The sequence below is a fragment of the Duganella sp. Root198D2 genome, from assembly GCF_001428585.1.
GTDB lineage: Bacteria > Pseudomonadota > Gammaproteobacteria > Burkholderiales > Burkholderiaceae_D > Rugamonas.
In genome coordinates, this window is sequence record NZ_LMIC01000001.1 from 225892 (window position 1) to 246892 (window position 21001).

At 61.6% G+C, this 21001-nt stretch carries 23 protein-coding genes; 16 read left to right on the forward strand and 7 right to left on the reverse strand.

Annotated features, from left to right (window positions below; genetic code table 11):
- Positions 1–10 precede the first annotated feature (10 nt).
- Positions 11–1141: a hemin-degrading factor gene (locus ASE26_RS01095; RefSeq protein WP_057245459.1), complete on the forward strand. Its 1131-nt coding sequence runs from the start codon at positions 11–13 to the stop codon at positions 1139–1141.
- 64 nt (positions 1142–1205) lie between these two features.
- On the opposite strand, the gene hslO is transcribed toward ASE26_RS01095, so the two are convergent.
- Both hslO and ASE26_RS01105 read right to left on the reverse strand, forming a co-directional pair.
- A complete protein-coding gene (gene hslO / locus ASE26_RS01100; RefSeq protein ID WP_057245460.1) occupies positions 1206–2153 on the reverse strand; it encodes an Hsp33 family molecular chaperone HslO in 948 nt (315 codons plus the stop codon).
- Between the two features lie 5 nt (positions 2154–2158).
- Entirely contained in the window at positions 2159–2683 is a 525-nt protein-coding gene (locus ASE26_RS01105; protein WP_055931000.1) for a gamma carbonic anhydrase family protein, read from the reverse strand.
- Between the two features lie 103 nt (positions 2684–2786).
- On the opposite strand from ASE26_RS01105, the gene ASE26_RS01110 reads away from it, so the two are divergent.
- From ASE26_RS01110 to bamC, 9 genes are all read left to right on the forward strand, one after another.
- Positions 2787–3662: an alpha/beta fold hydrolase gene (locus ASE26_RS01110; protein WP_055931012.1), complete on the forward strand. Its 876-nt coding sequence runs from the start codon at positions 2787–2789 to the stop codon at positions 3660–3662.
- A gap of 42 nt (positions 3663–3704) precedes the next feature.
- A complete protein-coding gene (locus tag ASE26_RS01115; protein WP_057245461.1) occupies positions 3705–4538 on the forward strand; it encodes a 3',5'-nucleoside bisphosphate phosphatase in 834 nt (277 codons plus the stop codon).
- A gap of 69 nt (positions 4539–4607) precedes the next feature.
- A complete protein-coding gene (gene htpX, locus ASE26_RS01120; protein ID WP_057245462.1) occupies positions 4608–5477 on the forward strand; it encodes a protease HtpX in 870 nt (289 codons plus the stop codon).
- A gap of 3 nt (positions 5478–5480) precedes the next feature.
- Complete coding sequence (locus ASE26_RS01125; protein WP_057245463.1) at positions 5481–6104, forward strand: L-threonylcarbamoyladenylate synthase; 624 nt, start codon at positions 5481–5483, stop codon at positions 6102–6104.
- Between the two features lie 75 nt (positions 6105–6179).
- On the forward strand, positions 6180–6845 hold the full coding sequence (locus ASE26_RS01130) for a site-2 protease family protein (protein ID WP_055931025.1): 666 nt from the start codon (positions 6180–6182) through the stop codon (positions 6843–6845).
- Positions 6846–6849: 4 nt separating this feature from the next.
- Positions 6850–8052 carry a tryptophan--tRNA ligase gene (locus ASE26_RS01135; RefSeq protein WP_057245464.1) on the forward strand — a complete coding sequence of 401 codons (1203 nt, stop codon included), beginning with the start codon at positions 6850–6852 and terminating at the stop codon, positions 8050–8052.
- Entirely contained in the window at positions 8045–8602 is a 558-nt protein-coding gene (locus tag ASE26_RS01140) for a bifunctional 2-polyprenyl-6-hydroxyphenol methylase/3-demethylubiquinol 3-O-methyltransferase UbiG (RefSeq protein ID WP_055931030.1), read from the forward strand. The genes ASE26_RS01135 and ASE26_RS01140 overlap by 8 nt, the downstream gene beginning before the upstream one ends.
- 74 nt (positions 8603–8676) lie before the next feature.
- Entirely contained in the window at positions 8677–9555 is an 879-nt protein-coding gene (dapA, locus tag ASE26_RS01145) for a 4-hydroxy-tetrahydrodipicolinate synthase (protein ID WP_055931033.1), read from the forward strand.
- Between the two features lie 13 nt (positions 9556–9568).
- The gene (bamC, locus tag ASE26_RS01150; RefSeq protein WP_055931036.1) at positions 9569–10726 is read left to right on the forward strand and encodes an outer membrane protein assembly factor BamC; all 1158 of its coding nucleotides are present in this window, start codon (positions 9569–9571) and stop codon (positions 10724–10726) included.
- A 432-nt stretch (positions 10727–11158) separates the two neighbouring features.
- Here bamC and ASE26_RS29615 read toward each other — a convergent pair whose 3' ends face one another.
- From ASE26_RS29615 to ASE26_RS01160, 3 genes are all read right to left on the reverse strand, one after another.
- Complete coding sequence (locus ASE26_RS29615; protein WP_082591268.1) at positions 11159–11440, reverse strand: hypothetical protein; 282 nt, start codon at positions 11438–11440, stop codon at positions 11159–11161.
- Positions 11441–11727: 287 nt separating this feature from the next.
- On the reverse strand, positions 11728–12198 hold the full coding sequence (locus ASE26_RS01155) for a hypothetical protein (RefSeq protein WP_057245465.1): 471 nt from the start codon (positions 12196–12198) through the stop codon (positions 11728–11730).
- 11 nt (positions 12199–12209) lie between these two features.
- The gene (locus tag ASE26_RS01160) at positions 12210–13337 is read right to left on the reverse strand and encodes a cupin domain-containing protein (protein ID WP_057245466.1); all 1128 of its coding nucleotides are present in this window, start codon (positions 13335–13337) and stop codon (positions 12210–12212) included.
- Positions 13338–13394: 57 nt separating this feature from the next.
- On the opposite strand from ASE26_RS01160, the gene ASE26_RS01165 reads away from it, so the two are divergent.
- Complete coding sequence (locus tag ASE26_RS01165) at positions 13395–13955, forward strand: peptidylprolyl isomerase (protein WP_055931045.1); 561 nt, start codon at positions 13395–13397, stop codon at positions 13953–13955.
- Positions 13956–13989: 34 nt separating this feature from the next.
- Here ASE26_RS01165 and ASE26_RS01170 read toward each other — a convergent pair whose 3' ends face one another.
- Positions 13990–14940 carry a hypothetical protein gene (locus ASE26_RS01170; protein WP_082591269.1) on the reverse strand — a complete coding sequence of 317 codons (951 nt, stop codon included), beginning with the start codon at positions 14938–14940 and terminating at the stop codon, positions 13990–13992.
- Positions 14937–17612, reverse strand: a complete 2676-nt coding sequence (mutS, locus tag ASE26_RS01175) for a DNA mismatch repair protein MutS (protein ID WP_055931050.1) — start codon at positions 17610–17612, stop codon at positions 14937–14939. The genes ASE26_RS01170 and mutS overlap by 4 nt, the downstream gene beginning before the upstream one ends.
- A gap of 215 nt (positions 17613–17827) precedes the next feature.
- On the opposite strand from mutS, the gene ASE26_RS01180 reads away from it, so the two are divergent.
- The 5 genes from ASE26_RS01180 to ASE26_RS01200 are packed head-to-tail and all read left to right on the forward strand — an operon-like array spanning position 17828 to position 20997.
- A complete protein-coding gene (locus tag ASE26_RS01180; RefSeq protein WP_304438631.1) occupies positions 17828–18268 on the forward strand; it encodes a type IV pilin protein in 441 nt (146 codons plus the stop codon).
- Positions 18268–18858, forward strand: a complete 591-nt coding sequence (locus tag ASE26_RS01185; protein WP_055931056.1) for a GspH/FimT family pseudopilin — start codon at positions 18268–18270, stop codon at positions 18856–18858. Before ASE26_RS01180 ends, ASE26_RS01185 begins: the two co-directional genes overlap by 1 nt.
- 11 nt (positions 18859–18869) lie before the next feature.
- Entirely contained in the window at positions 18870–19247 is a 378-nt protein-coding gene (locus tag ASE26_RS01190) for a hypothetical protein (RefSeq protein ID WP_055931059.1), read from the forward strand.
- 8 nt (positions 19248–19255) lie between these two features.
- Positions 19256–20377: a PilW family protein gene (locus tag ASE26_RS01195; protein WP_057245467.1), complete on the forward strand. Its 1122-nt coding sequence runs from the start codon at positions 19256–19258 to the stop codon at positions 20375–20377.
- Entirely contained in the window at positions 20374–20997 is a 624-nt protein-coding gene (locus tag ASE26_RS01200; RefSeq protein WP_057245468.1) for a PilX N-terminal domain-containing pilus assembly protein, read from the forward strand. Before ASE26_RS01195 ends, ASE26_RS01200 begins: the two co-directional genes overlap by 4 nt.
- The last annotated feature ends 4 nt before the right edge of the window (positions 20998–21001 follow it).

A 21001-nucleotide genomic window follows, 5' to 3' on the forward strand; every position in this document is an offset into this window, starting at 1 on the left:
GGAGAAGAATATGAAGACGAAGAAGATTTATGCATTGCTGGTACTGACTGGCCTCATCGCAATCGCAGCCGGCACCGTGAGCGCAGCGTCGCCGGCCCCTTCGCTGGCGGACCGGTGGAATACACTGCGCGCCGAGCAGCCGAAGCTGCAGATCCGCGATGCGGCGCGCACGCTGGGCAGCTCTGAAGCGGAGCTGCTGGCAACAGGTATCGGCAAGACAGTGACGCGGCTATCGGATGCGGAATACGCGGTGAACGACATCATGATCCGTGCGCTGGACCTGGGCACTGTGCTGGCGTTGACCCGCAATGAAAACGGCGTGCTGGAGCGCACCGGCGTAGCAACCAGGGCCAAGCCGGAATCGTTCACCGACAAGGAGCGCTTGCGCGCGGTGGCTGGCGGCTACCTGGGTGGCGAGATCGACATGCGCTTCCATTTCGCCAACTGGAAGCATGCGTTTGCGGTGGTGCAGCCGGCGCGCGATGGCACGACCAGCCGCAGCCTGCAGTTCTTTGACGCGCAAGGTAACGCCGCGCACAAAGTCTATGTGAAGAGCGAGGCAGGCGTGGCGGTATTCGACAAGATCGTGGCGGACTTCAAGCATCCGCAGCAGGCGGGCGACTTGAAGATTGTTGCCGCTGCGCCGAAAACACCGGAACTGCCCGACAGCGCAGTTGACGTCAAAGAATTCCAGCTCGCGTGGAAGGAGATGACTGATGTGCACCAGTTCAACCGCATCGTCAGCGAGTTCAAGCTGACCCGCGAGCAGGCGATGCGCCTGGCGCCGCAAGGCGCAGTGCAGAAGACCGGCCCGCAGGCGCTGCGCAAGCTGCTCGATGAGTCGGCGAAGCAGCAGATGCCGATCATGGCCTTCCTGGGGAATGGGGCGGCGACGCAGATTTACAGCGGCAAGATTACCAAGACCGCGGCCAGCGGCGACTGGTACAACGTGCTGGATCCGGAGTTCAACCTGCACGTTCGCGAAAGTGCGTTGAAGAGCGGCTACGTGGTGCAGCGCGCGGGTGTGACGTCGGTCGAGTTCTTCGACAAGGATGGCGAGTTGGTGGTGACGTTCTTCGGCGTGCGCGAGCGCGCAAAACCGCAAGCGCAAGCGTGGGTGGATCTGACGCGCAGTCTTTGATTGCAGTTGAGCCCGTGTCACATTTGGGGTGTGACCCCATGGTGTGACACGGGCTGGGCTGTGGTTAGTGCTTGGCTTCGGAGCCGTGGATCAGGGCTTCGGCCGGGGCGTCGGTGACGAAGAGCTGGGCGCAGTCGACGGCGTCGTATTCGTAGTGCTTGCCGCAGAAGTCGCAGTTGATGCCCAGCTTGCCTTGTTCGGACAGGGCGTCTTCCACTTCCTGCTGGCCCAGCATCTTGAGCATATTGCCGACCTTTTCGCGGGTGCAGGAGCAATGGAACGTTGGCTGCAGCGGCTCGAACACGCGCAGGGTCTCTTCCCAGAACAGGCGCTTTTGCAGCTCATCGATGCCGTGCTCCAGCATCTCCGCTTCCTTCAGCGTATCGCCCAGCATGCCCACCCGGGTCCAGGTTTCCTGCGCCACTTCGGCAGCGTGCGCAGTCGCTTCCGCTTTGCCGCCATGCAGCGGCAATTTTTGCAGCAGCAGGCCGCGCGAAACTTCATCGTTGGCTGCCAGCCACAGCTTGGTGTCGAGCTGCTCGGAGCGCAGCATGTAGTGCTCGATCACGGTCGCGACGTCTTCGCCGTCCAGCGGCACGATGCCCTGGTAAGGCTGCTGGCCGGGCACCTTCTCGGCTGGGTCCAGCGTGATCACGAAACGTCCTTGGCCCTGTGCGTTGACCAGCGCCTGCAGGCCCGCGTCTTCCGCAATTGCGAATTCCGAATTCATCTTGGCGGTGGCACGTACGCGCAGGTCGGAATCGCATTCCACCACCAGCAGGCGCACCGGGCCGTCGCCATGCAGCTGCATGATCAGCGAGCCGTTGAACTTGAGGTTGGCCGACAGCAGCGCGGCCGCCGACACCATTTGTCCCAGCAGGCGTTTGACGGCAACCGGGTAGTGGTGGCGAGCCACGATTTCGCGCCAGGTGGCGGAAATGTCGACCAGCTCACCGCGCACGGCGGCATCTTCGAAAACAAACTTCTGCAGGGTATCCGGGGTGTTCGTCATTGTTTTTATCCAATCTTTTTCAGTTGCGACTTGAACAGCTGGCCACGTTTGACATAGCTGTCGGCGCTGCCCACCAGGCGCGCCACGTCTTCCGCTGTCAGCTGGCGCACTACCTTGGCAGGTACGCCGACGATCAGCGAGTTGTCGGGGAATTCCTTGCCCTCGGTGACCAGGGCGCCGGCGCCGACCAGGCAACCCTTGCCGATCCTGGCGCCGTTCAGGACCACGGCCTGGATGCCGATCAGCGAGCCGTCGCCGATGGTGCAGCCATGCAGCATGGCCTGGTGGCCGATGGTCACATCCTTGCCCACCGTGAGCGGGTAGCCCATGTCGGTGTGCATTACCGTGCCTTCCTGCACATTACTGTTTTCACCAATTGTGATGCGCTCGTTATCGCCGCGGATGGTTGCACCGAACCAGACGGAGCTGTTCGCTTGCAATGTCACCTTGCCGATCAAAGTCGCATTCTCCGCCACGAAAGCGGAAGCATCAATCTCTGGCGCGTGTTCGCCAAGCTGGTAAATTGTCATGGACGGTCCGGTAAGGGGGAGGGGAAGTGGCGCTATTGTACGTCAAGCAGATTTTAGAACGGTCGTGCTATTATTCTGATTCACCCATTTTAAGGCAGGCGCCATGATTCCATCCCGTTCCGAGTTCATCGATGTGCGCGGCAAGCGCACCCACGTGCTGCACTGGGGCCGCGAAGGCGCGCCCAAGGTCTTCATGGTGCATGGCTGGATGGACGTGGGCGCCAGCTTCCAGTTCGTGGTCGATTGCTTGAAGGGCGACTGGCATGTGATCGCCCCGGACTGGCGCGGCTTCGGCCTGACCGAGCGCAATGGCACGGATACCTACTGGTTCCCCGACTATGTGGCCGACCTGGACGCCATCCTGCGCCATTACCAGCCGGAGGGCGAGGTCAACCTGCTGGGCCATAGCATGGGCGGCAATGTTGTCAGTTTGTACGCAGGGGTGCGCCCGGAGCGCATCCGCCGCCTGATCAACCTGGAGGGCTTCGGCCTGAAGGCAACCGTGCCGCAGCAGGCGCCGTCGCGCATGCGCAAGTGGCTGGACGAACTGCTGGTGGAGCCGGAAATGCGCACCTACGATTCGCAGGCTGCCGTCGCCGCCCGCCTGCAAAAGACCAATCCGCGCCTGTCCGACGAGCGGGCCGCGTTCCTTGCCAGCCATTGGTCGGCGCAAAACGCCGATGGCCGCTGGGAGATCCTGGGCGACCCGGTGCATAAGCGTCCGGGGCCTTCGCTATATCGCGTGGAGGAAGTGCTGGCCTGCTGGAAGAAGATCACGGCGCCGGTGCTGTGGGTGGAAGCGGAAGACACCAATATGTGGCTGTGGATGGGGCCCAAGGACGAGGCGCGCGCCGAAATCAACCGCCGCCTGGGCCACCTGGCCAAGGTCACGCCGAAAATGATGCCCGACGCCGGCCATATGCTGCACCACGACCAGCCGGAAATGCTGGCGCAAATGCTGGAGGAATTCCTGGCCTGAGCTTTCAGCGTACAATGAAAGCTTCGCAATATTGCAACCTGTATGCTGAACGTAGATCTCCATTGCCATTCGAACGTGTCCGACGGCGTGCTGCCCCCTGCGGCAGTGGCCGAGCATGCCCACAAGGCGGGTGTGAATGTCTGGGCCCTGACTGACCACGATGAAGTTGGCGGCGTCGCTGCTGCGCGCGCGGCGGCGCAGCTTTACGGTATGCGCTTTGTGCCGGGCGTGGAGATTTCCATTACCTGGGCAAACGAGACGGTGCACATTGTCGGCCTGCAGGTCGATGAGAACAATGCCGGTTTGCTGAAAGGGCTGGAGGATACCCGTTCGGGGCGCGACAACCGTGGCCGCGAAATCGGGCGCCAGCTGGAACTGGCCGGTATTCCGGGCGCCTACGAGGGTGCGCTGGAGTACGTCGACAACCCTTCCCTGATGTCGCGCACGCACTTTGCCCGCTTCCTGGTGGAGCAGGGCATTTGCGCGTCGGTGTCGGAAGTGTTCCGCAAGTACCTTGCGCCGGGCAAGCCGGGCTTTGTCGAGCATCGCTGGGCATCGTTGCAGGATGCCGTGGGCTGGATTCTCGGGGCGGGCGGGATTGCGGTGATTGCCCATCCGGGGCGCTACAAGTTCACGCCGATGCAGGAGGGCGTGCTGTTCGACGAATTCAAGCAGCTCGGCGGGACGGCAATCGAGGTCGTGACCGGGTCGCATACGCCGGACCAGTATCCGAAGTACGCTAACCTGGCTAACAGCTACGGCTTTTTGGCCTCGCGCGGGACAGATTTCCACGCGCCGGGCGAAGCAAGGGTTGATTTCCGCCTGCTGCCGCCATTGCCGGGCAATGTGACGCCGGTCTGGCATGACTGGTTCTGACCGGGGACTTGTAAAACCCTGCTGCCGGCCATAGATTAACGTTCGGTAAAGCTGACCGGAGGCCGCTCTATGAAACGCATCATCCTGTTCATTGCCACCAACCTGGCGGTTGTCGTGGTGCTCTCGATTGTCCTGTCCCTGCTGGGTATCGGACGGCCTGGCTCGGGAACGAGCATGGGCGGCTTGCTGGCGTTTTCCGTGGTAGTCGGCTTTACCGGCTCCATCATTTCGCTGCTGATGTCCAAGCCGATGGCCAAGTGGTCGACCGGTGCGCGCGTGATCGAGCAGCCGCAGAATTCGACCGAGCAGTGGCTGGTTGGCACGGTGCACGCGCTGGCCGACAAGGCTGGTATCGGCCGTCCGGAAGTCGCAGTGTACGAGGGCGACGCCAATGCTTTCGCGACGGGCGCTTTCAAGAACGATGCGCTGGTGGCGGTGTCCAGCGGCTTGCTGCAGTCGATGAACAAGGAAGAGGTCGAGGCTGTGCTGGGCCACGAGGTGGCGCACATCGCCAACGGCGACATGGTGACGCTGACCCTGATCCAGGGCGTGGTGAATACCTTCGTGGTGTTCCTGGCCCGTATCGTCGGGTCGGTGGTGGATGGTATGCTGAACAAGGATGAGGAGCGCCGTGGCCCGGGCATTGGCTACATGGTCACCGTCTTCGTATGCGAACTGCTGTTTGGCCTGATTGCCTCGATGATTGTTGCCTGGTTCTCGCGCCGGCGTGAATTCCGCGCCGACGCGGGCTCGGCGCGCTTGCTGGGCTCCACGGTGCCGATGCAGCATGCCCTGGCGCGCCTTGGCGGCGTGCATCCGGGCGAACTGCCGCAAGGGATGGCGGCATCCGGCATCACCTCGCCGAGTGGCTGGGCGGCGCTGTTCTCCAGCCATCCTCCGATTGAAGAACGCATCGCAGCCTTGCAACAGCTACGTTAAAACATGACCCAATTCTTCCAGGTACACCCGGACAATCCGCAGCTTCGGCTGATCAAGCAGGCGGCGCAGATCATTCATGGCGGCGGCATTGTCGCGCTGCCGACCGATTCCTGCTATGCGCTGGTGTGTCACCTGGACGACAAGGCGGCGGTGGAGAAGCTGCGCCGCATCCGCGGCATCGACGAGAAGCACCATCTGACGCTGCTGTGCCGCGACCTCAGTGAAATCGGCGTCTACGCCCGGGTCGACAACAAGCAATTCCGCCTGCTGAAAGCGACTACGCCGGGGCCGTACACCTTCATCCTGGAAGCGACGCGCTGCGTGCCGCGCCGCCTGTCGCACCCTTCGCGCAAAACCATCGGCCTGCGCGTGCCGCAAAACCCGATCACTGAAATGCTGATGGCCGAATTGGGCCAGCCGCTGCTCGGCACCACCCTGATCCTGCCGGGCGACGATGAGCCGTTGACCGATCCCGACATCGTGCTGGAACGCCTGTGCAAGCAGGTCGACCTGGTGATCGACGGCGGCGCCTGCAGCCTTGAACCTACCACCGTGGTGGACCTGACCGGCGACGAGCCGGAACTGGTCCGCGCCGGCCGCGGCGACCCCGCCGCCCTCGGCCTGTGACCCCTTTATTCATCGCACCGCCCGCGCAACAGGCACCCGGCGGGGCGGTCGAAGCCCTCTGATAGAATCCCAGTTATGAACGATTTTGACCAGGTTATCCGCAACATTGCGGTCTACGCGATTCCCGTCCTTTTTGCGATTTCTCTACACGAAGCTGCGCACGGTTACGTTGCCCGTTATTTTGGCGACAACACCGCTGAAAAGCTGGGTCGACTGAGCCCAAACCCAATGCGGCATATCGACTTGTTCGGCACTATCATTTTGCCGATTCTTCTTTTGCTGTCGCCATTGAACATGGCATTCGGTTACGCCAAGCCGGTGCCGGTCGATTTCAACCGCCTGCGCAATCCGAAGAAGCAGATGGGCTTTGTTGCTGCCGCCGGCCCCGCCGCAAATTTTGCAATGGGGCTGGGGTGGATGCTGTTGCTGGTGTTGATGATCAATTTTGGCGTGACGGAGCGCTTCTTCATTGAAGTGTGCCGGGCCGGTGTGATTGCCAATGCCGTCATGTGCGCCTTTAACCTGATCCCTATCCCACCGCTGGATGGCGGCCGTATTGTGACCTCATTGCTGCCACGCGAGCTCGCGCACAAATTCGCCAGCATCGAGCGCCTGGGACCGTTCATCTTCATTGGCATTATCCTGCTGCTGAACACTGGTCCATTCCGCGCCATGGTCGGTGCTCTGGTGGGGATTGTGATGACCCTGATCGAACTGCCATTCCGACCATTCCTGAGCTGACACCATGTACCCTGACCGCGTCGTCTCCGGCATGCGCCCGACGGGCAGCATGCACCTTGGCCACTACCACGGCGCCCTGAAGAACTGGATCAGGATGCAGTCCGAGCAGCCTTGCCTGTTCTTCGTGGCCGACTGGCACGCGCTGACCACGCATTACGACGACCCGTCCATCATCGAGAAATCGACCTGGGACATGCTGGTGGACTGGCTGGCGGCCGGCATCGACCCAACCCAGGCCACGCTGTTCATCCAGTCGAAAATCCCGGAGCACGCCGAGCTGCACCTGCTGCTGTCGATGGCCACCCCGCTGGGCTGGCTGGAACGGGTGCCGACCTACAAGGACCAGATCGACAACCTGGCCAACAAGGACCTGCAGACCTACGGCTTCCTCGGCTACCCGCTGCTGCAGGCGGCCGACGTACTGATTTACCGCGCCAGCGAAGTGCCGGTGGGCGACGACCAGGTGCCGCATGTGGAAATGATGCGCGAGATCGCGCGCCGCTTTAACCACCTGTACGGCAAAGAGAAGGGCTTCGAGGAAAAGGCGCAGGATGCCGTCAAGAAGCTGGGCAGCAAACGCGCCAGGCTGTATCACGAACTGCGCACCGCCTACCAGCAGGAAGGCGACGATGCTGCACTGGAGCAGGCCAAGGCCATGCTGGATGATGCGCAGAACCTGTCGATGATCGACCGCGAGCGCCTGTTCGGCTACCTGGAAGGTGCACGCAAGCTGATCCTGGTCGAGCCGCAAGCCAGGCTGACCGAGGCCTCGCGCCTGCCGGGCCTCGATGGCCGCAAAATGTCGAAGAGCTACGGCAACGCGATTGCCCTGCGCGAAGACAAGGAATCGGTCACCAGGAAGGTACGCACCATGCCGACCGACCCGGCGCGCGTGCGCCGCACCGATGCCGGCGAACCGGAACGCTGCCCGGTCTGGCAATTCCACGTGGTGTACTCGGACGGCCCGACCCAGGAATGGGTGCAGAAGGGTTGCAAGTCGGCCGGCATCGGCTGCATCGAGTGCAAGCAGCCGGTGATTGACGCCATCGTCAAGGAGCAGGAGCCGATGCACGAGCGCGCGCAACCTTACCTGGACGACCCGTCCCTGGTGCGCGCCATCGTGGCGGACGGTAATGAAGCAGCGCGCAGGCTGGCGCAGGAAACCATGCGCGATGTGCGCGAAGCAATGGGATTGAGTTATGGCTGATGTTTTGACCCCACCCTCGGCCTGGGTGGAACGTTTTGCCCCGCTGGTACCAAACGGGGAAGTGCTGGACCTGGCTTGCGGCAGCGGGCGCCATTCGCGCCACCTGGTCGCGCTGGGCCATGCCGTGGTAGCGGTGGACCGCGACGCCGACGCGCTGGCTGCGGCTGCCGGCGCCGGTATTGTCACCAGCCAGATCGACCTGGAAGAGGAGGGCGCCTGCTGGCCCTTCGGTCCGGCGCGCTTTGCCGGCATCGTCGTCACCAACTACCTGCATCGCCCCTTGCTGGCGGACATGCTGGGCAGCCTGGCGCCGAACGGCATGCTGATTTATGAAACCTTCGCCGACGGCAACGCCGCCTTCGGCAAACCATCCAATCCGGCCTTTTTGTTGCAGCCGGGAGAATTGCTGGAATTGGCTAGAATGCATGGGCTGCGTGTCATCGCATTCGAGGATGGCGTCGTTAATACGCCGAAACCGGCCATGGTGCAAAGGATTTGCGCCGTCAAAGGAGAGTTTCCAAGGGAGGCGGCGCTGTTGCCGTCATTTTGAGCGACCAAAATGCACCACGGGTGCAGGGTATGCTCTACAATCGTCGTTTTAATTCTTATTGCAATTGGTTTCCTATGATTAAGGGTAGCATTGTAGCAATCGTAACCCCGATGCATGCCGACGGCACCCTGGATTATCCAGGCCTGAACGCGCTGATCGACTGGCATATCGCCGAAGGTACGGACGCCATCGTCATCGTCGGCACCACCGGCGAATCGGCCACTGTCAACGTGGCCGAGCACTGTGCACTGATCAAGGCGACGGTGGAACGCGTTGCCGGCCGCATCCCGGTGATCGCCGGCTCCGGCGGCAATTCCACCGTGGAAGCCATTGAACTGACCCGCTTTGCCAAGAGCGCCGGCGCCGACGCCTCGCTGCAAGTGGTTCCCTACTACAACCGCCCAACCCAGGAAGGGATGTACCAGCACTTCAAGGCGATCGCCGAAGCGGTGGACATGCCGGTCATCCTGTACAACGTGCCGGGCCGCACGGTTGCCGACATGAGCAACGACACCATCCTGCGCCTGGCCCAGATCAAGAACATCATCGGTGTCAAGGACGCGACCGGCAATATCGCCCGCGGCTACGACCTGCTGCGCCGCGCGCCTTCCGATTTCGCCGTGTACTCCGGCGACGATCCGACTGCCATCGCGCTGATGATGGCCGGCGGCAAGGGCAATATCTCGGTGACGGCCAATGTGGCGCCGCGCCAGATGCACGAAATGTGCGAAGCCGCGATGGCTGGCGATGTTGCCAAGGCAACTGCCATCAACAACCAACTGCTCCCGCTGCACCAGCACCTGTTCATTGAACCGAACCCGGTGCCGGTCAAGTGGGCGCTGGCGGAAATGGGCAAGATGCCGAAAGGTATCCGCTTGCCGCTGGTTCCGCTGGCAGAGCAGTATCACGAGACCGTCCGCGCAGCCCTGCGTGAATCCGGTGTGCTGAACTAATCTTCTTTTTCACATGACTATTCGCAAGATCGTTTCCCAGACCCCGCAGCGCGGGATCGTCGTTGGCGCCCTGATGCTGAGCCTGACCGGTTGCGGCATGGTGCAGTCCGTAGTGGGCGAGACCAAGGTGGATTACAAATCGGCCAAGAAGGCCAGCACGCTGGACGTGCCGCCGGACCTGACCCAGCTGTCGAAGGACAACCGCTACTCGCTGCCAAGCAATGACCGCGGCGTGGCGACCGCCTCCGGCTACCAGGCGGCCCGCGGCACCACCCCGGGTGCGGCGCCCGCCAGCAGCAATGAAGTGGCGAGCACCGGCAATAGCGCAGTGCGCGTCGAGCGCTCCGGCAACCAGCGCTGGCTGGTGGTGCAGCAGACCCCGGAAAACCTGTGGCCGCAGCTGAAGTCCTTCTGGGAAGAATCGGGCTTCACCCTGGCGGTGGATGATGCCACGGCCGGCGTGATGGAAACCGAATGGAATGAAAACCGCGCCAAGATCCCGCAGGACTTCATCCGCAATACGATCGGCAAGGTGTTCGACGGCCTGTACTCAAGCGGCGAGCGTGACAAGTACCGTACCCGCCTGGAGCGCAATCCAGCCGGCGGTACCGAGGTCTACATCAGCCACCGCGGCACCAAGGAAGTGGTGACCGGCACGCAGAACGAGTCGACCATGTGGACCAACCGCAATAGCGACCCGAACCTGGAAGCGATCTTTCTGGCCAAGCTGATGACCAAGCTGGGCGGCACTACCGATGAGGCGACGGCGCGCACTTCGGTCGACAATGCAGCGGTGCAGGCCCAGCACGCCACTATGGTGGGCGAGGGTGCTGATGCCTACATCAAGACCGATGAAGGCTTCGAGCGCACCTGGCGCCGCGTCGGCCTGGCACTGGACCGTGCCGGCTTCACCGTGGAAGACCGTGACCGCGTGCAGGGCGTGTACTTCGTGCGCTTCGTGAACGATGCGACCGATACCCGTGGCTGGTTCAGCAAGCTGTTCAGTTTCGGCGCTTCGGATAAAGAGAAGGAAGCACAGCGCTACCGCATCTCGGTCCGTTCCGATTCGGTTAATACCACCCAGGTTTCGGTGTGGAATAACCAGAATAAGCCGGAAACGTCTCCAGTTGGCCAAAAGATCCTGACCCTGCTGCAAGAGCAGTTGAAATAAGGGACAGTCTTCAAATAAGAAAAGCCGGCGCAAGCCGGCTTTTTTATTGCGTGCAATTCGGGGTGAAAAATGGGGACGTACCCCATTTAAATGATCAGTAGCGGTAGCGCAGACGGGTCCGACCCTTGGGTCTGACCCCGATTTACCGGGTTTGCTTTAAAAATCGGAAGAGATGCCAAACCGGCAAAAACGCTGAGTGCAGGATTGCCTCGGTCGGACTCGTCTCTCCCTATTGAGTTTCCATTGCCGGGAGAAAATCCAAACCCGATAAACCAGGGTCAGACCCAAGGGGCAGACCCGCCTATTCCTCTGACGTCGGCAATTGTTGGGATTTCCGGTGATTCGCGATGAACAAATTTAAATGGGGTACGTCCCCGTTTTTCAGGCAAAAAAAAACCAGCCCGAAGGCTGGTTTCTTTTCCCTGCGGGGAATTACTTAGCAGCAGCGGAAGCAGCCGAAGCAGCAGCCGAAGCAGCCGAAGCAGCTGCGGAAGCAGCAGCAGCAGCGTCGGTAGCAGCGGAAGCGGCAGCAGCAGCAGCGTCAGCGGCTGGAGCAGCAGCTGGAGCAGCTGCGTCAACTGCTGGAGCAGCAGGAGCGGCTGCTGGAGCAGCTGCTTCTGGGGTAGCTACTGGAGCAGCAGGAGCTTCTTCTTTTTTGGAGCAAGCAGCCAGAGCAACAGCCAGCAGGGAGGCGATCAGCAGGGATTTTTTCATTTGTTTTCCTTAAATAACAACAAAAATTAAACAATGTTGCGATGAATAATTACCGGTAATTATCGCTCGTACGGCGTTTCGTCGGCCCTTCCAACCTTCAGAAAAAGGTCGACCAGACACGGAAACACACCGGATATTATAGCGTTTTCTGCTGCGTCGCAATAGCAATTCAAGCGGTTTACACAACTATTTTGCGAAAACGCAATATTTTTTTCCCGCGTCGAACTGCTTGCAACTGCAGCGATTACCGTCTTACCTCGAACCGCAGCATTTTACATTTTTCCGGCTCACAATCCAGTCGTTCCTGGTCTCAGGCCCGGCTGTGTTTCAGCCCAGATAGCTTCATAACGCTCCAAACTGGTTTGGGTTGACGTTGGAGCATCAAAATCTGCTTCCCCACGGAAATGATCGGAATGGAAGCGACGCACGATGTGGACGCCGTCGGCAACCAGGAAGGAGTCGGTCAGGGTGTTGATGCTGCGGCTGGTCAGGCGGCACTCGACCTGGTGGCCGAAGTCCTCCAGCAGCTTGAGGAAGCGCGGCTCATTGCGCTCCAGGTGGGCATTGCTGTGGGCGACCAGCTGGATGCGCCCTTTGTGCTGCAGGAACTGGCGCAGCAGGGCATCCGTCCTGGAGTGTCCCAGCTGCCACCAGGCGTAGTCCGGGTCGAACATCTGCAGTGTCAGGCGGGCTTGGGAGATGCAGTCCAAGAGCAGGGCCTGGAATTCGGTACGGCTGTCAAAAAGCTGCTTCTCCATGCTATCTCCGATTATTTGTTCAGTTCCAGCCAGCCGTCCGTATACCAGGCGAAGAGGGCTTCCAATACGTCTTCGGACGCACCTGCCACCGTCGCGCCATTCAGGCCGCGGGTGTTGGCCAGGGTTTCCAGCGTCGCCTTATCAGCCTTGTTCATGGCGAAGGATTCGCCATTGATGAAGACATTCTTGCCGCGATACAGCATTTGCGTCTTGCGCGAGAGGGAAACCCCATTTTTCTCTGCCGATTGCTGGAATTTGCCGGCAGTTAGCGGTTTTTCCAGCGGCTGGAAGAAGACATTATGCTTTGGCTCGGACAGGTATTCACCGAGGAAAATCGCGAAATCGTCTTCAGTAAAGCTGACCTTATTCAGTTCGTCGGCCAATTTACCCAGCATGGCTTTGGGAATTTCAGCCGGCTTACTGGTCGGCTCCAGTTCGGGATCGGCATAACGGCCGGGCAGGTCGATCGAATCGGCCATGAATTGCAGGAAGGCCTCGCCCAGTTCCTGGTAAGACGGCGAGCGGAAACCGATCGAATAAGTCTGGCAATCGCCGATTGCTTCGCCGTCGTGGGCGTAATGCGGCGGCAGGTAGAGCATGTCGCCCGGCTCCAGCACGAATTCCTCGGTGGCCTTGAATTTCTTCAGGATCTTCAGCGGCAGGCCTTCGATCAGGGTCAGGTCCTTTTGCGCGCTGATTTTCCAGCGGCGCTGGCCTTCGGCCTGCAGCAGGAACACGTCATAGGAGTCGAAGTGCGGGCCGACGCCGCCGCCATCGGTGGCAAAGCTCACCATCAGGTCGTCCCGGCGCGCATCGGGCAGGAAGCGGAACTGGCGCAACAGCGCATCGGCATTGTCGTCCTGCAGGTTGACGCCTTGTACCAGCATGGTCCACTCGCGCTGCTTGCGCGCAGGCAGTTCTTTGAGCGGGCCGTGCTGCATGTCCCAGCTGCCTTCCGTGGTCTTGGTGACCAGGCGGCTTTCGACGTAGTCCTTGGTGGCCAGTTCGGCCAGCTTGTCGAAAGGCAGCAGCGGCTTGAAGCCGGGGATGGCCTGGCGGATCAGCAGCGGCTTCTTGTGCCAGTAATCGCGCAGGAATTGTTCGGGCGTGATATCGCCCAGGAGAGTGAGTTTTTTCATGGCGCGATTATAGCAAGCGGTATAATCCCCTCCAGCTTAGAAAAGAAAGGAAGCTCAATGAAGATCGCCAAGAATACCGTTGTGACGGTGGAGTACAAACTGTCCGACGCACAGAACAATCTGATCGAAGACGGTCGCCAGCCTATGGTCTACCTGCACGGTGGCTACGAGAACACCCTGCCAAAAATCGAAGAAGAACTGGACGGCAAGGAAAACGGCTACGCCACCACGCTCCAGATTGAACCGGAAGACGCCTTTGGCGATTACGACCCGAACCTGCTGAAAGTGGAAGAACGTGCGCGCCTGCCGGAGCCGCTGGAAATCGGCATGCAGTTCGAAGGCCTGCCTGAAGGCGGCGAAGACGACGACGCGATGATTTTCACCGTGACCGAAATCGCCGAAGACAAAGTGGTCCTGGACGGCAACCATCCGCTGGCCGGCATGGCCTTGCGCTTCGAACTGAAAGTGGTCGACGTGCGCGCCGCCACCGAAGAAGAAATCGCCCATGAGCACGTGCATGGCCCGCATGGCCATCACCACCACGACGGCGATGAGGAAGGTGACGATGGCGAGGAAGGCGAGGAAGGCGATCACTTCCGCACCCACCCGATCCACTAAGATCCCAAGCCCCGCACTGCGGGGCTTTTTTATATCACTCGCTGCCCAGGACGAAGAGCGAGGCGCTGCCTGGTATCACGCGCAGCGCAGTCCATTCGGCGCCCAGCGCCAGGTGGCCGACGTTCTTGTTCCATTCAATGACGGGAGCGGCCTTGCCCTGCTTGCGGTTATCCACCAGCAGCAACTGCCCCGGGTATTTGTCGGCCTGCGAGCGCACGATGCGCCGGATCTCGGTAAAACCGTCGCGTTTTTGCGCCAGGCGGGCAAAGAATCCTTGCTCCACATGGGCGCCGATGTCGCCATCCATCACCAGCACGATGCCGGCGATGTTCTTGCGCTTGGCGTGCAGGAAGGCGCGGTGCAGCCAGCCGCGGTTGGCCACCATGCGATCTTCATATTCGCTGTTGCGGCCAGCTTCGGTCAGGTAGTGGTTGTTCCTGGCCGGCACGTTGAGCGTGACGAACAGGACGTTCTCGTATTCCCAGTAGGTGTTCTCGGCATAGTCGCGGAACTTGGCGATGCCGGACTGGCGGTTCAGCGGCAGCTTGACCTTGCCCAGCGTATCCGGCGCAAGGAAGAACAGTTCGCGAATGCGGTTGAGGCGTTCGATGGCGTTCGATTTGCCGTTGGAGTTGCGGCATTCGGTCCAGTCGCCGCCGGCCGGCAGCAGCACCAGCGGGCGTTCGGCGCTGTTCATCAGGTCGCGCCGCTCCTGGTACAGGCTGTCCGTGCATGGCTCGCTCGGCGACTTGATGCCGTTGGCGATAAGGAAGGCCGGTTCGTTGCGGCTCGCTTCGGCCAGCATGCGGCGGAATTCGGCATCGCCTTCACCTTTGGGGAAGTTGTGGCCGAGCAGGGCAAAACTGAATTCGCCCTTGCGCGGCACGGCCTTGTCGCTGCGAGCCAGGGCGGGCGGCGCGGCGAGCATGGCGCCGGCCAGCGTGGCCGCCATGGCCAGCGCGCCGAAGGCGAGCGGCCGTTTCATGCCTGCGCCAGGCGTTTGAGCTGGTACAGCCGGTCCAGCGCTTCGCGCGGAGTCATCGCGTCCGGATCGATATCGCCCAGTGCCGCCAGCAGCTCCTCGGCGCGCGGATCGGCGACCGGGGCGGCCGATGGCGCCTCGTCGTCATTGGCGTCGGCCACCGGCGCTGCGAACAGGTCCAATTGCGGCGTTGCGTCCAGCGCCTGCGCTTCCAGGCGCGCCAGGTGCTTGCGGGCTGCCTTGATCACCGGCTGCGGAACGCCTGCCAGCTGCGCCACCTGCAAGCCGTAGCTTTGCGAGGCCGGGCCATTCTGCACCGCGTGCAGGAAGACGATGGAATCCTTGTGCTCCACCGCAGACAGGTGCACGTTGGCGGCAGTTGGATGCGCTTCCGGCAACTGGGTCAGTTCGAAGTAGTGCGTAGCGAACAGCGTGAAGCTGCGGCTGGTTTCGATCAGGTGGCGGGCAATCGCCCACGCCAGCGCCAGGCCGTCGAAGGTCGAGGTGCCGCGCCCGATTTCATCCATCAGCACCAGCGAATGCTCGGTGGCGCCGTTCAGGATGGTGGCAGCCTCCGTCATCTCCACCATGAAGGTGGAACGGCCGCCGGCCAGGTCGTCGGTGGCGCCGATACGGGTGAATACGCGGTCGATCGGGCCAATGGTGGCGCTGGCGGCCGGTACGTAGCTGCCCACATAGGCCAGCAGGGTGATCAGGGCTACCTGGCGCATGAAGGTCGATTTACCGCCCATGTTCGGGCCGGTGATCAGCAGCAGGCGGCGCTCGGCCATGAATTTGCAGTCGTTGGCGATGAAGCGCTCGATCTGGTTTTCCACCACCGGATGGCGGCCCTCCACGATATTGATGCAGGGCTCGGCCACCAGGTCCGGCGCGCACCAGTTGTTGCGCAGCGCGTGTTCGGCCAGCGAGCACAGGGTGTCCACTTGCGCCAGGGCCTGCGCGATGGCTTGCAGCGGGCCGATGAAAGGCGCCAGTGCGGCCAGCAGCTCGTCGTACAGCATCTTCTCGCGCGCCAGGGCGCGGTCCTGGGCCGACAGGGCCTTGTCTTCGAAGGCCTTCAGCTCCGGCGTGATGTAGCGTTCGCAGTTCTTCAGCGTCTGGCGGCGGCGATAGTCTTCCGGCACCTTGTCGGCCTGGCCGTTGGTGACTTCGATGTAGAAGCCGTGCACGCGGTTGTATTCCACGCGCAGGTTGGCGATGCCGGTGCGTTCGCGTTCGCGGGTCTCCAGGTCGACCAGGAACTGGCCGGCGTTTTCGGACAGGCCGCGCAGTTCATCCAGTTCCGCATCGTAGCCGCGGGCGATCACGCCGCCGTCGCGCACCATGGTGGCCGGTTCCGGCATGATGGCGCGCACCAGCAGGCCGACGCATTCCTGCGGCTCGTTCAGGCCGAAGTGCAGCTTGGCCAGCAGGCCTTGCGCATTGTCGTGGCTGAGGGCGCGCTGCATGGCGTGCTGCAGCTTGGGCAGTTGCTGCAGGCCGTCGCGCAGGGCCGACAGGTCGCGCGGGCGGGCCGACAGCAGCGCCACGCGGGTGGTGATGCGTTCGATGTCGGGCACTTGCGCCAGGTGGTAGGCCAGCGAGCCGGTAGTGTCGTGCTGCATCAGCGCGGCGATGGCATCGTGGCGGGAACGGGCCACCGACTGGTCGCGCTTGGCGTGGTGCAGCCAGTGGCGCAGCAGGCGCGAACCCATGGCGGTGCGGCAGTGGTCCAGCAGCGAGAACAGGGTAGGGGATTCCTGGCCGCGGATGGTTTCCGTCAGTTCCAGGTTGCGGCGCGTGGCGGCGTCCAGGCCGATGTATTCGTTTTCCGCTTCGCAGGACAGGCTCTTGACGTGCTGCAGGCCGCGGCCCTGGGTCGATTGCGCATAACGCAGCAGGGCACCGGCCGCGCCGAACGCCGCGCCCAGGCCTTCGGCGCCGAAGCCGGTCAGGGTGGCGACAGCCAACTGGTCCAGCAGCGCCTTGTGTCCGTGCACCACGTCGAAGTGCCAGGCCGGCACGTTGTTGACGTGGCAGAAGGTGACTTCGTCGAACATGTCGGCATCATCGCCGCGCAGGATTTCAGCCGGCGCAATGCGTTCCAATTCCTGCCCCAGGCGCGTGTTGACGCTGCGCTGGTCGCCGGAGAATTCCATCAGGCGCAGCGCGCCGGACGCCAGCGACAGCCAGGCCAGGCCGCAGGTGACCACCTTGCGGTTGCTGATCATGGTCATGGCCAGCAGCGGGCGCTCCGATTTTTCCGGCAGCAGGTCCGAATCGGTCAGGGTGCCCGGAGTGACCACGCGCACCACCTTGCGCTCGACCGGCCCCTTGGCCAGCGCCGGGTCGCCGATCTGCTCCGCAATCGCACACGACTCGCCGACCTTGACCAGCTTGGCCAGGTAGCCATCCAGCGAATGGAAAGGCACGCCCGCCATCTTGATCGGCACGCCGTTCTGGCTGCCGCGCGCCGTCAGCGTAATGCCCAGCACGCGCGACGCCTTTTCGGCATCGTCGAAGAACAGTTCGTAAAAGTCGCCCATGCGGTAGAACACCAGCATGTTCGGGTAGTCGGCCTTGATGCGTAAATATTGCTGCATCATCGGCGTGACCTTTTCGGCCGGGCTGTTCTTGACGGCGTCGGGATTGATTTCGGAGGGGAGGGTGGTCATTTTTCGGAATTTCGGTCGGGACGCCGCGCCGCGCGCGGTAAAACGTTGCATTTTACCCCACGTGGCTGGCGGGCGACAGTCACCTCTATACCTAGATAGACCGCTCTAATGATGCTTCGTAGCAACGAATTGTGCGAGACTTCTTTCCCAAATGCAGTTAAACTTCCGTCAAATTATTTTTCGGCAAGACTAATATTGCTGGTAAAGGAACCCTTGTGAATCAAATACTCAAGCCTCGCAGCAGCGGTTTTACCCTGATTGAAGTCATGGTCACGGTCGCTATCGTTGCGATCCTGGCGGCAGTGGCATTGCCAATGTATAAAGACTACATCATCCGTGGCCACATTCCCCAGGCGACCAACGGCCTGTCGGACATGCGCATCAAACTGGAGCAGTTCTTCCAGGATAACCGCACTTACGCCGGTGCCTGCGCAGCCGGCGCCCCAGCTGCGCCGCCTACCAATCCCGATTTCACCTTCACCTGCAACGTAGCCGCCAACGGCATGAGCTACGGCTTGAAGGCCGAAGGAATCGGCACCATGACCGGCTTTACCTATGAGTTGAACGAGGCGAATGTCAAAAAGACATTTGCCTCGCCAAGCGGCTGGGGTACCTCGAACACCTGCTGGGTGATTGGCAAGGGCGGGCGCTGCTGATGCGTAAGCAACGTGGTGTGACCCTGATCGAGCTGATGGTCGCCATCAGCGTGCTCGGCGTGCTGTTGGCACTCGCAGTGCCGAGTTTTGCCCGCATGATCCAGGATGCGCAGAACCGCACTGCCGCGGAATCCCTGCTGAACGGCCTGCAACTGGCGCGCGCGGAAGCCCTGCGGCGCAATACGCCGGTTCGCTTCAAGCTGACCGACGCGGAGGGCAAAGTGGCTTGGACAGTTGGCTGTGCGAACGCGGCTATCTGTTCCACCTCGCTGCAAGAGCGCTCGCCCGATGAGGGCGGTAGTAATGCGCGGGTTGGCATCAGCAAGGCCGCACTGTCGAAACCGCTCACGGCCACCACGTTCGCCACCGTGCTGACAGCTGGCGCAGGCCTCGACCAGCCCGCATCTGTCACGTTCGACAGCTTTGGCCGGGCTCCTGCCGCCGCCGGTACCGAGATCGTCCGGATTGACGTCACCAATGCCCAGTCCAATAGCGCGCGCCGTTATGTGGTGACTATTGGGCAGGGCGGTCAAGTTCGCATGTGTGACCCCGACACCAGGCTGGGCGGCACGCCCCAAGGCTGTTCTTAAGGAGCAATCCCATGATTCGCAAGTTAAAAAAACCTGGCCGCCAGGATGGCATCGTATTGCTCGAAGCGCTGGCGTCCATCCTGATCTTCTCGTTCGGCATTCTGGCCTTCCTGTGGATGCAGGCCTCGGCGACACGCCAGGTGACCGATTCCAAATATCGCCTGGAGGCCAGTTTCCTGGCCAACCAGATGTTGGGTGACATGTGGGCGCGTAGCGCCGGCACCGGTCTGGATAGCTATGCAGTCACTAACCAGGCGGTGGCCACCCTGCCGAACGGCAAGCGTACGGTAGTGGTCGCAGGCCGCCAGGTGACAGTCACTATCAACTGGCAGCTTCCCGGCGAGAGCAGGGCCCATAGCTACCAGGCCGTGGCCCAGATCAACGGTTGAGGACAATTATGTACGACTCACAAAAAGGCTTTACGCTGATCGAGGTCATGGTCGGCCTGGTCATCGGCTTGCTGGGCACAGTGATTGTGGCGCAGGCATTTACCAATAATGAAGCGCGCAAGCGTGCTACCACCGGAACTGCGGATGCCCAGGCCAACGGCGGTATCGCGCTGTACATGCTGGAGCGCGATGCCAAGGCGGCGGGGTGGGGCATGACTGCCACTAATACCACCTACCCTGGTTGTACCACTATCCATGCCTATTGCAATGGAAGTGCCACGTGCGGCGGCACGAACGGCCCACTGGGCGGTATCAACTTTGCACCTGTGTTGATCACGGATGGTGGCAGCAATCCGGATACTTTGACGATTCAATACTTTGCCGATCCAAACGTGGCATCGGGTTTGCCTTCCGGTACAACCGTCCTGCGCAGGAGGATGCAGAGTCCATCGGCCGAACTGGATGTTGCTTCCGCTTCGGCCTGCATGGACGGCGACCTCGCCCTGGTGGCGGCACCGACGGGTGGTAACTGTACCGTGATGAAAATCACCGAGGTACAGGAACAAGCGGCCAAGCTACAGCACACTGCTGACGCGAATGGTGAATACAACCCGGCGCCGGAGTTCTACACCACTAATACCTGGCCGGTTTACGAAGCCAATTCCACCGTGTCCTGTTTCAAGCCGGCCAACGGCGGCCCGATCTTCCGCAAGGTTTACTCCGTCAACAGCGCATCGCGTGAACTGCAGCGTAGCGATAACTCGCAGAACCCGGCGGCGGTCAACGAGCTGGTGATGACGGATGTCGTCGACATGCAGGCCCAATATGGCGTTTCTGCGGCAATCAGTACTGATGCAATCAGCGCTTGGGTCAATCCAGCGGACGCCGGCTGGACCAATCCGGGGCCGAACGACTGGCGGCGCATCAAGGCAATTCGCCTGGCGCTGGTCACGCGCTCGGGCCAATATGAGCGTCCGGCCGCCGGTGCAAACTGCTCGGCAACCACCTCGCTCGCGACCAGCTGGGGTGCCATCAGCACTGCAAATTATCCCAACGATTGGGGCTGCTATCGCTATCGGGTGTTTGAAACGGTCATCCCGCTGCGTAACGTGATCTGGGGGCACATATGAAATCGGTAGTGAAAGCAGGCTGGCGCCGCCGGCAACAAGGTGTCGCGCTGGTCATGGCGCTGATTGTGCTGGTGGCCATGACCCTGGCCGGGCTGGCCATGATGCGTTCGGTCGACACCTCATCCCTGATCGCGGGCAACCTGGCGTTCAAGCAAAGCGCTGCCATCAGCGCCGACGCCGGTGTGGAGGCCGCCATGGGCTGGGTTAAGGGACGTCCGACCGAACTGGAGCAGGACGCCGGCGCATTCGGCTACTGGGCAAGCAGCCAGGCTGCGCTTGACCTGACAGGGAATGATACTGCTGATGCGACCGACGACCTGGACTGGAGCGATGCATCGAGCGTGGCCCAGCTGGCAGTCGATGCCGCAGGCAACCAGGTGTCTTACGTGATCCACCGCATGTGCGATGTGGCAGGCGAATTCGATCCGGCCAAGTGCGCGACTGTGCCAGCGTCGGGCCAGGAGACGACCAACAGTATCGGCATTCTGCGTCCCATGCTGACTTACCAGCCTCTGCCGGGTACCACTGCCAACGGCACGCTTGCAATGTACCGCATTACTGTGCGGGTGGTCGGCCCACGTTCCAATGTCAGCTTCGTGCAGGCAGTTATTTCACAATAAATGC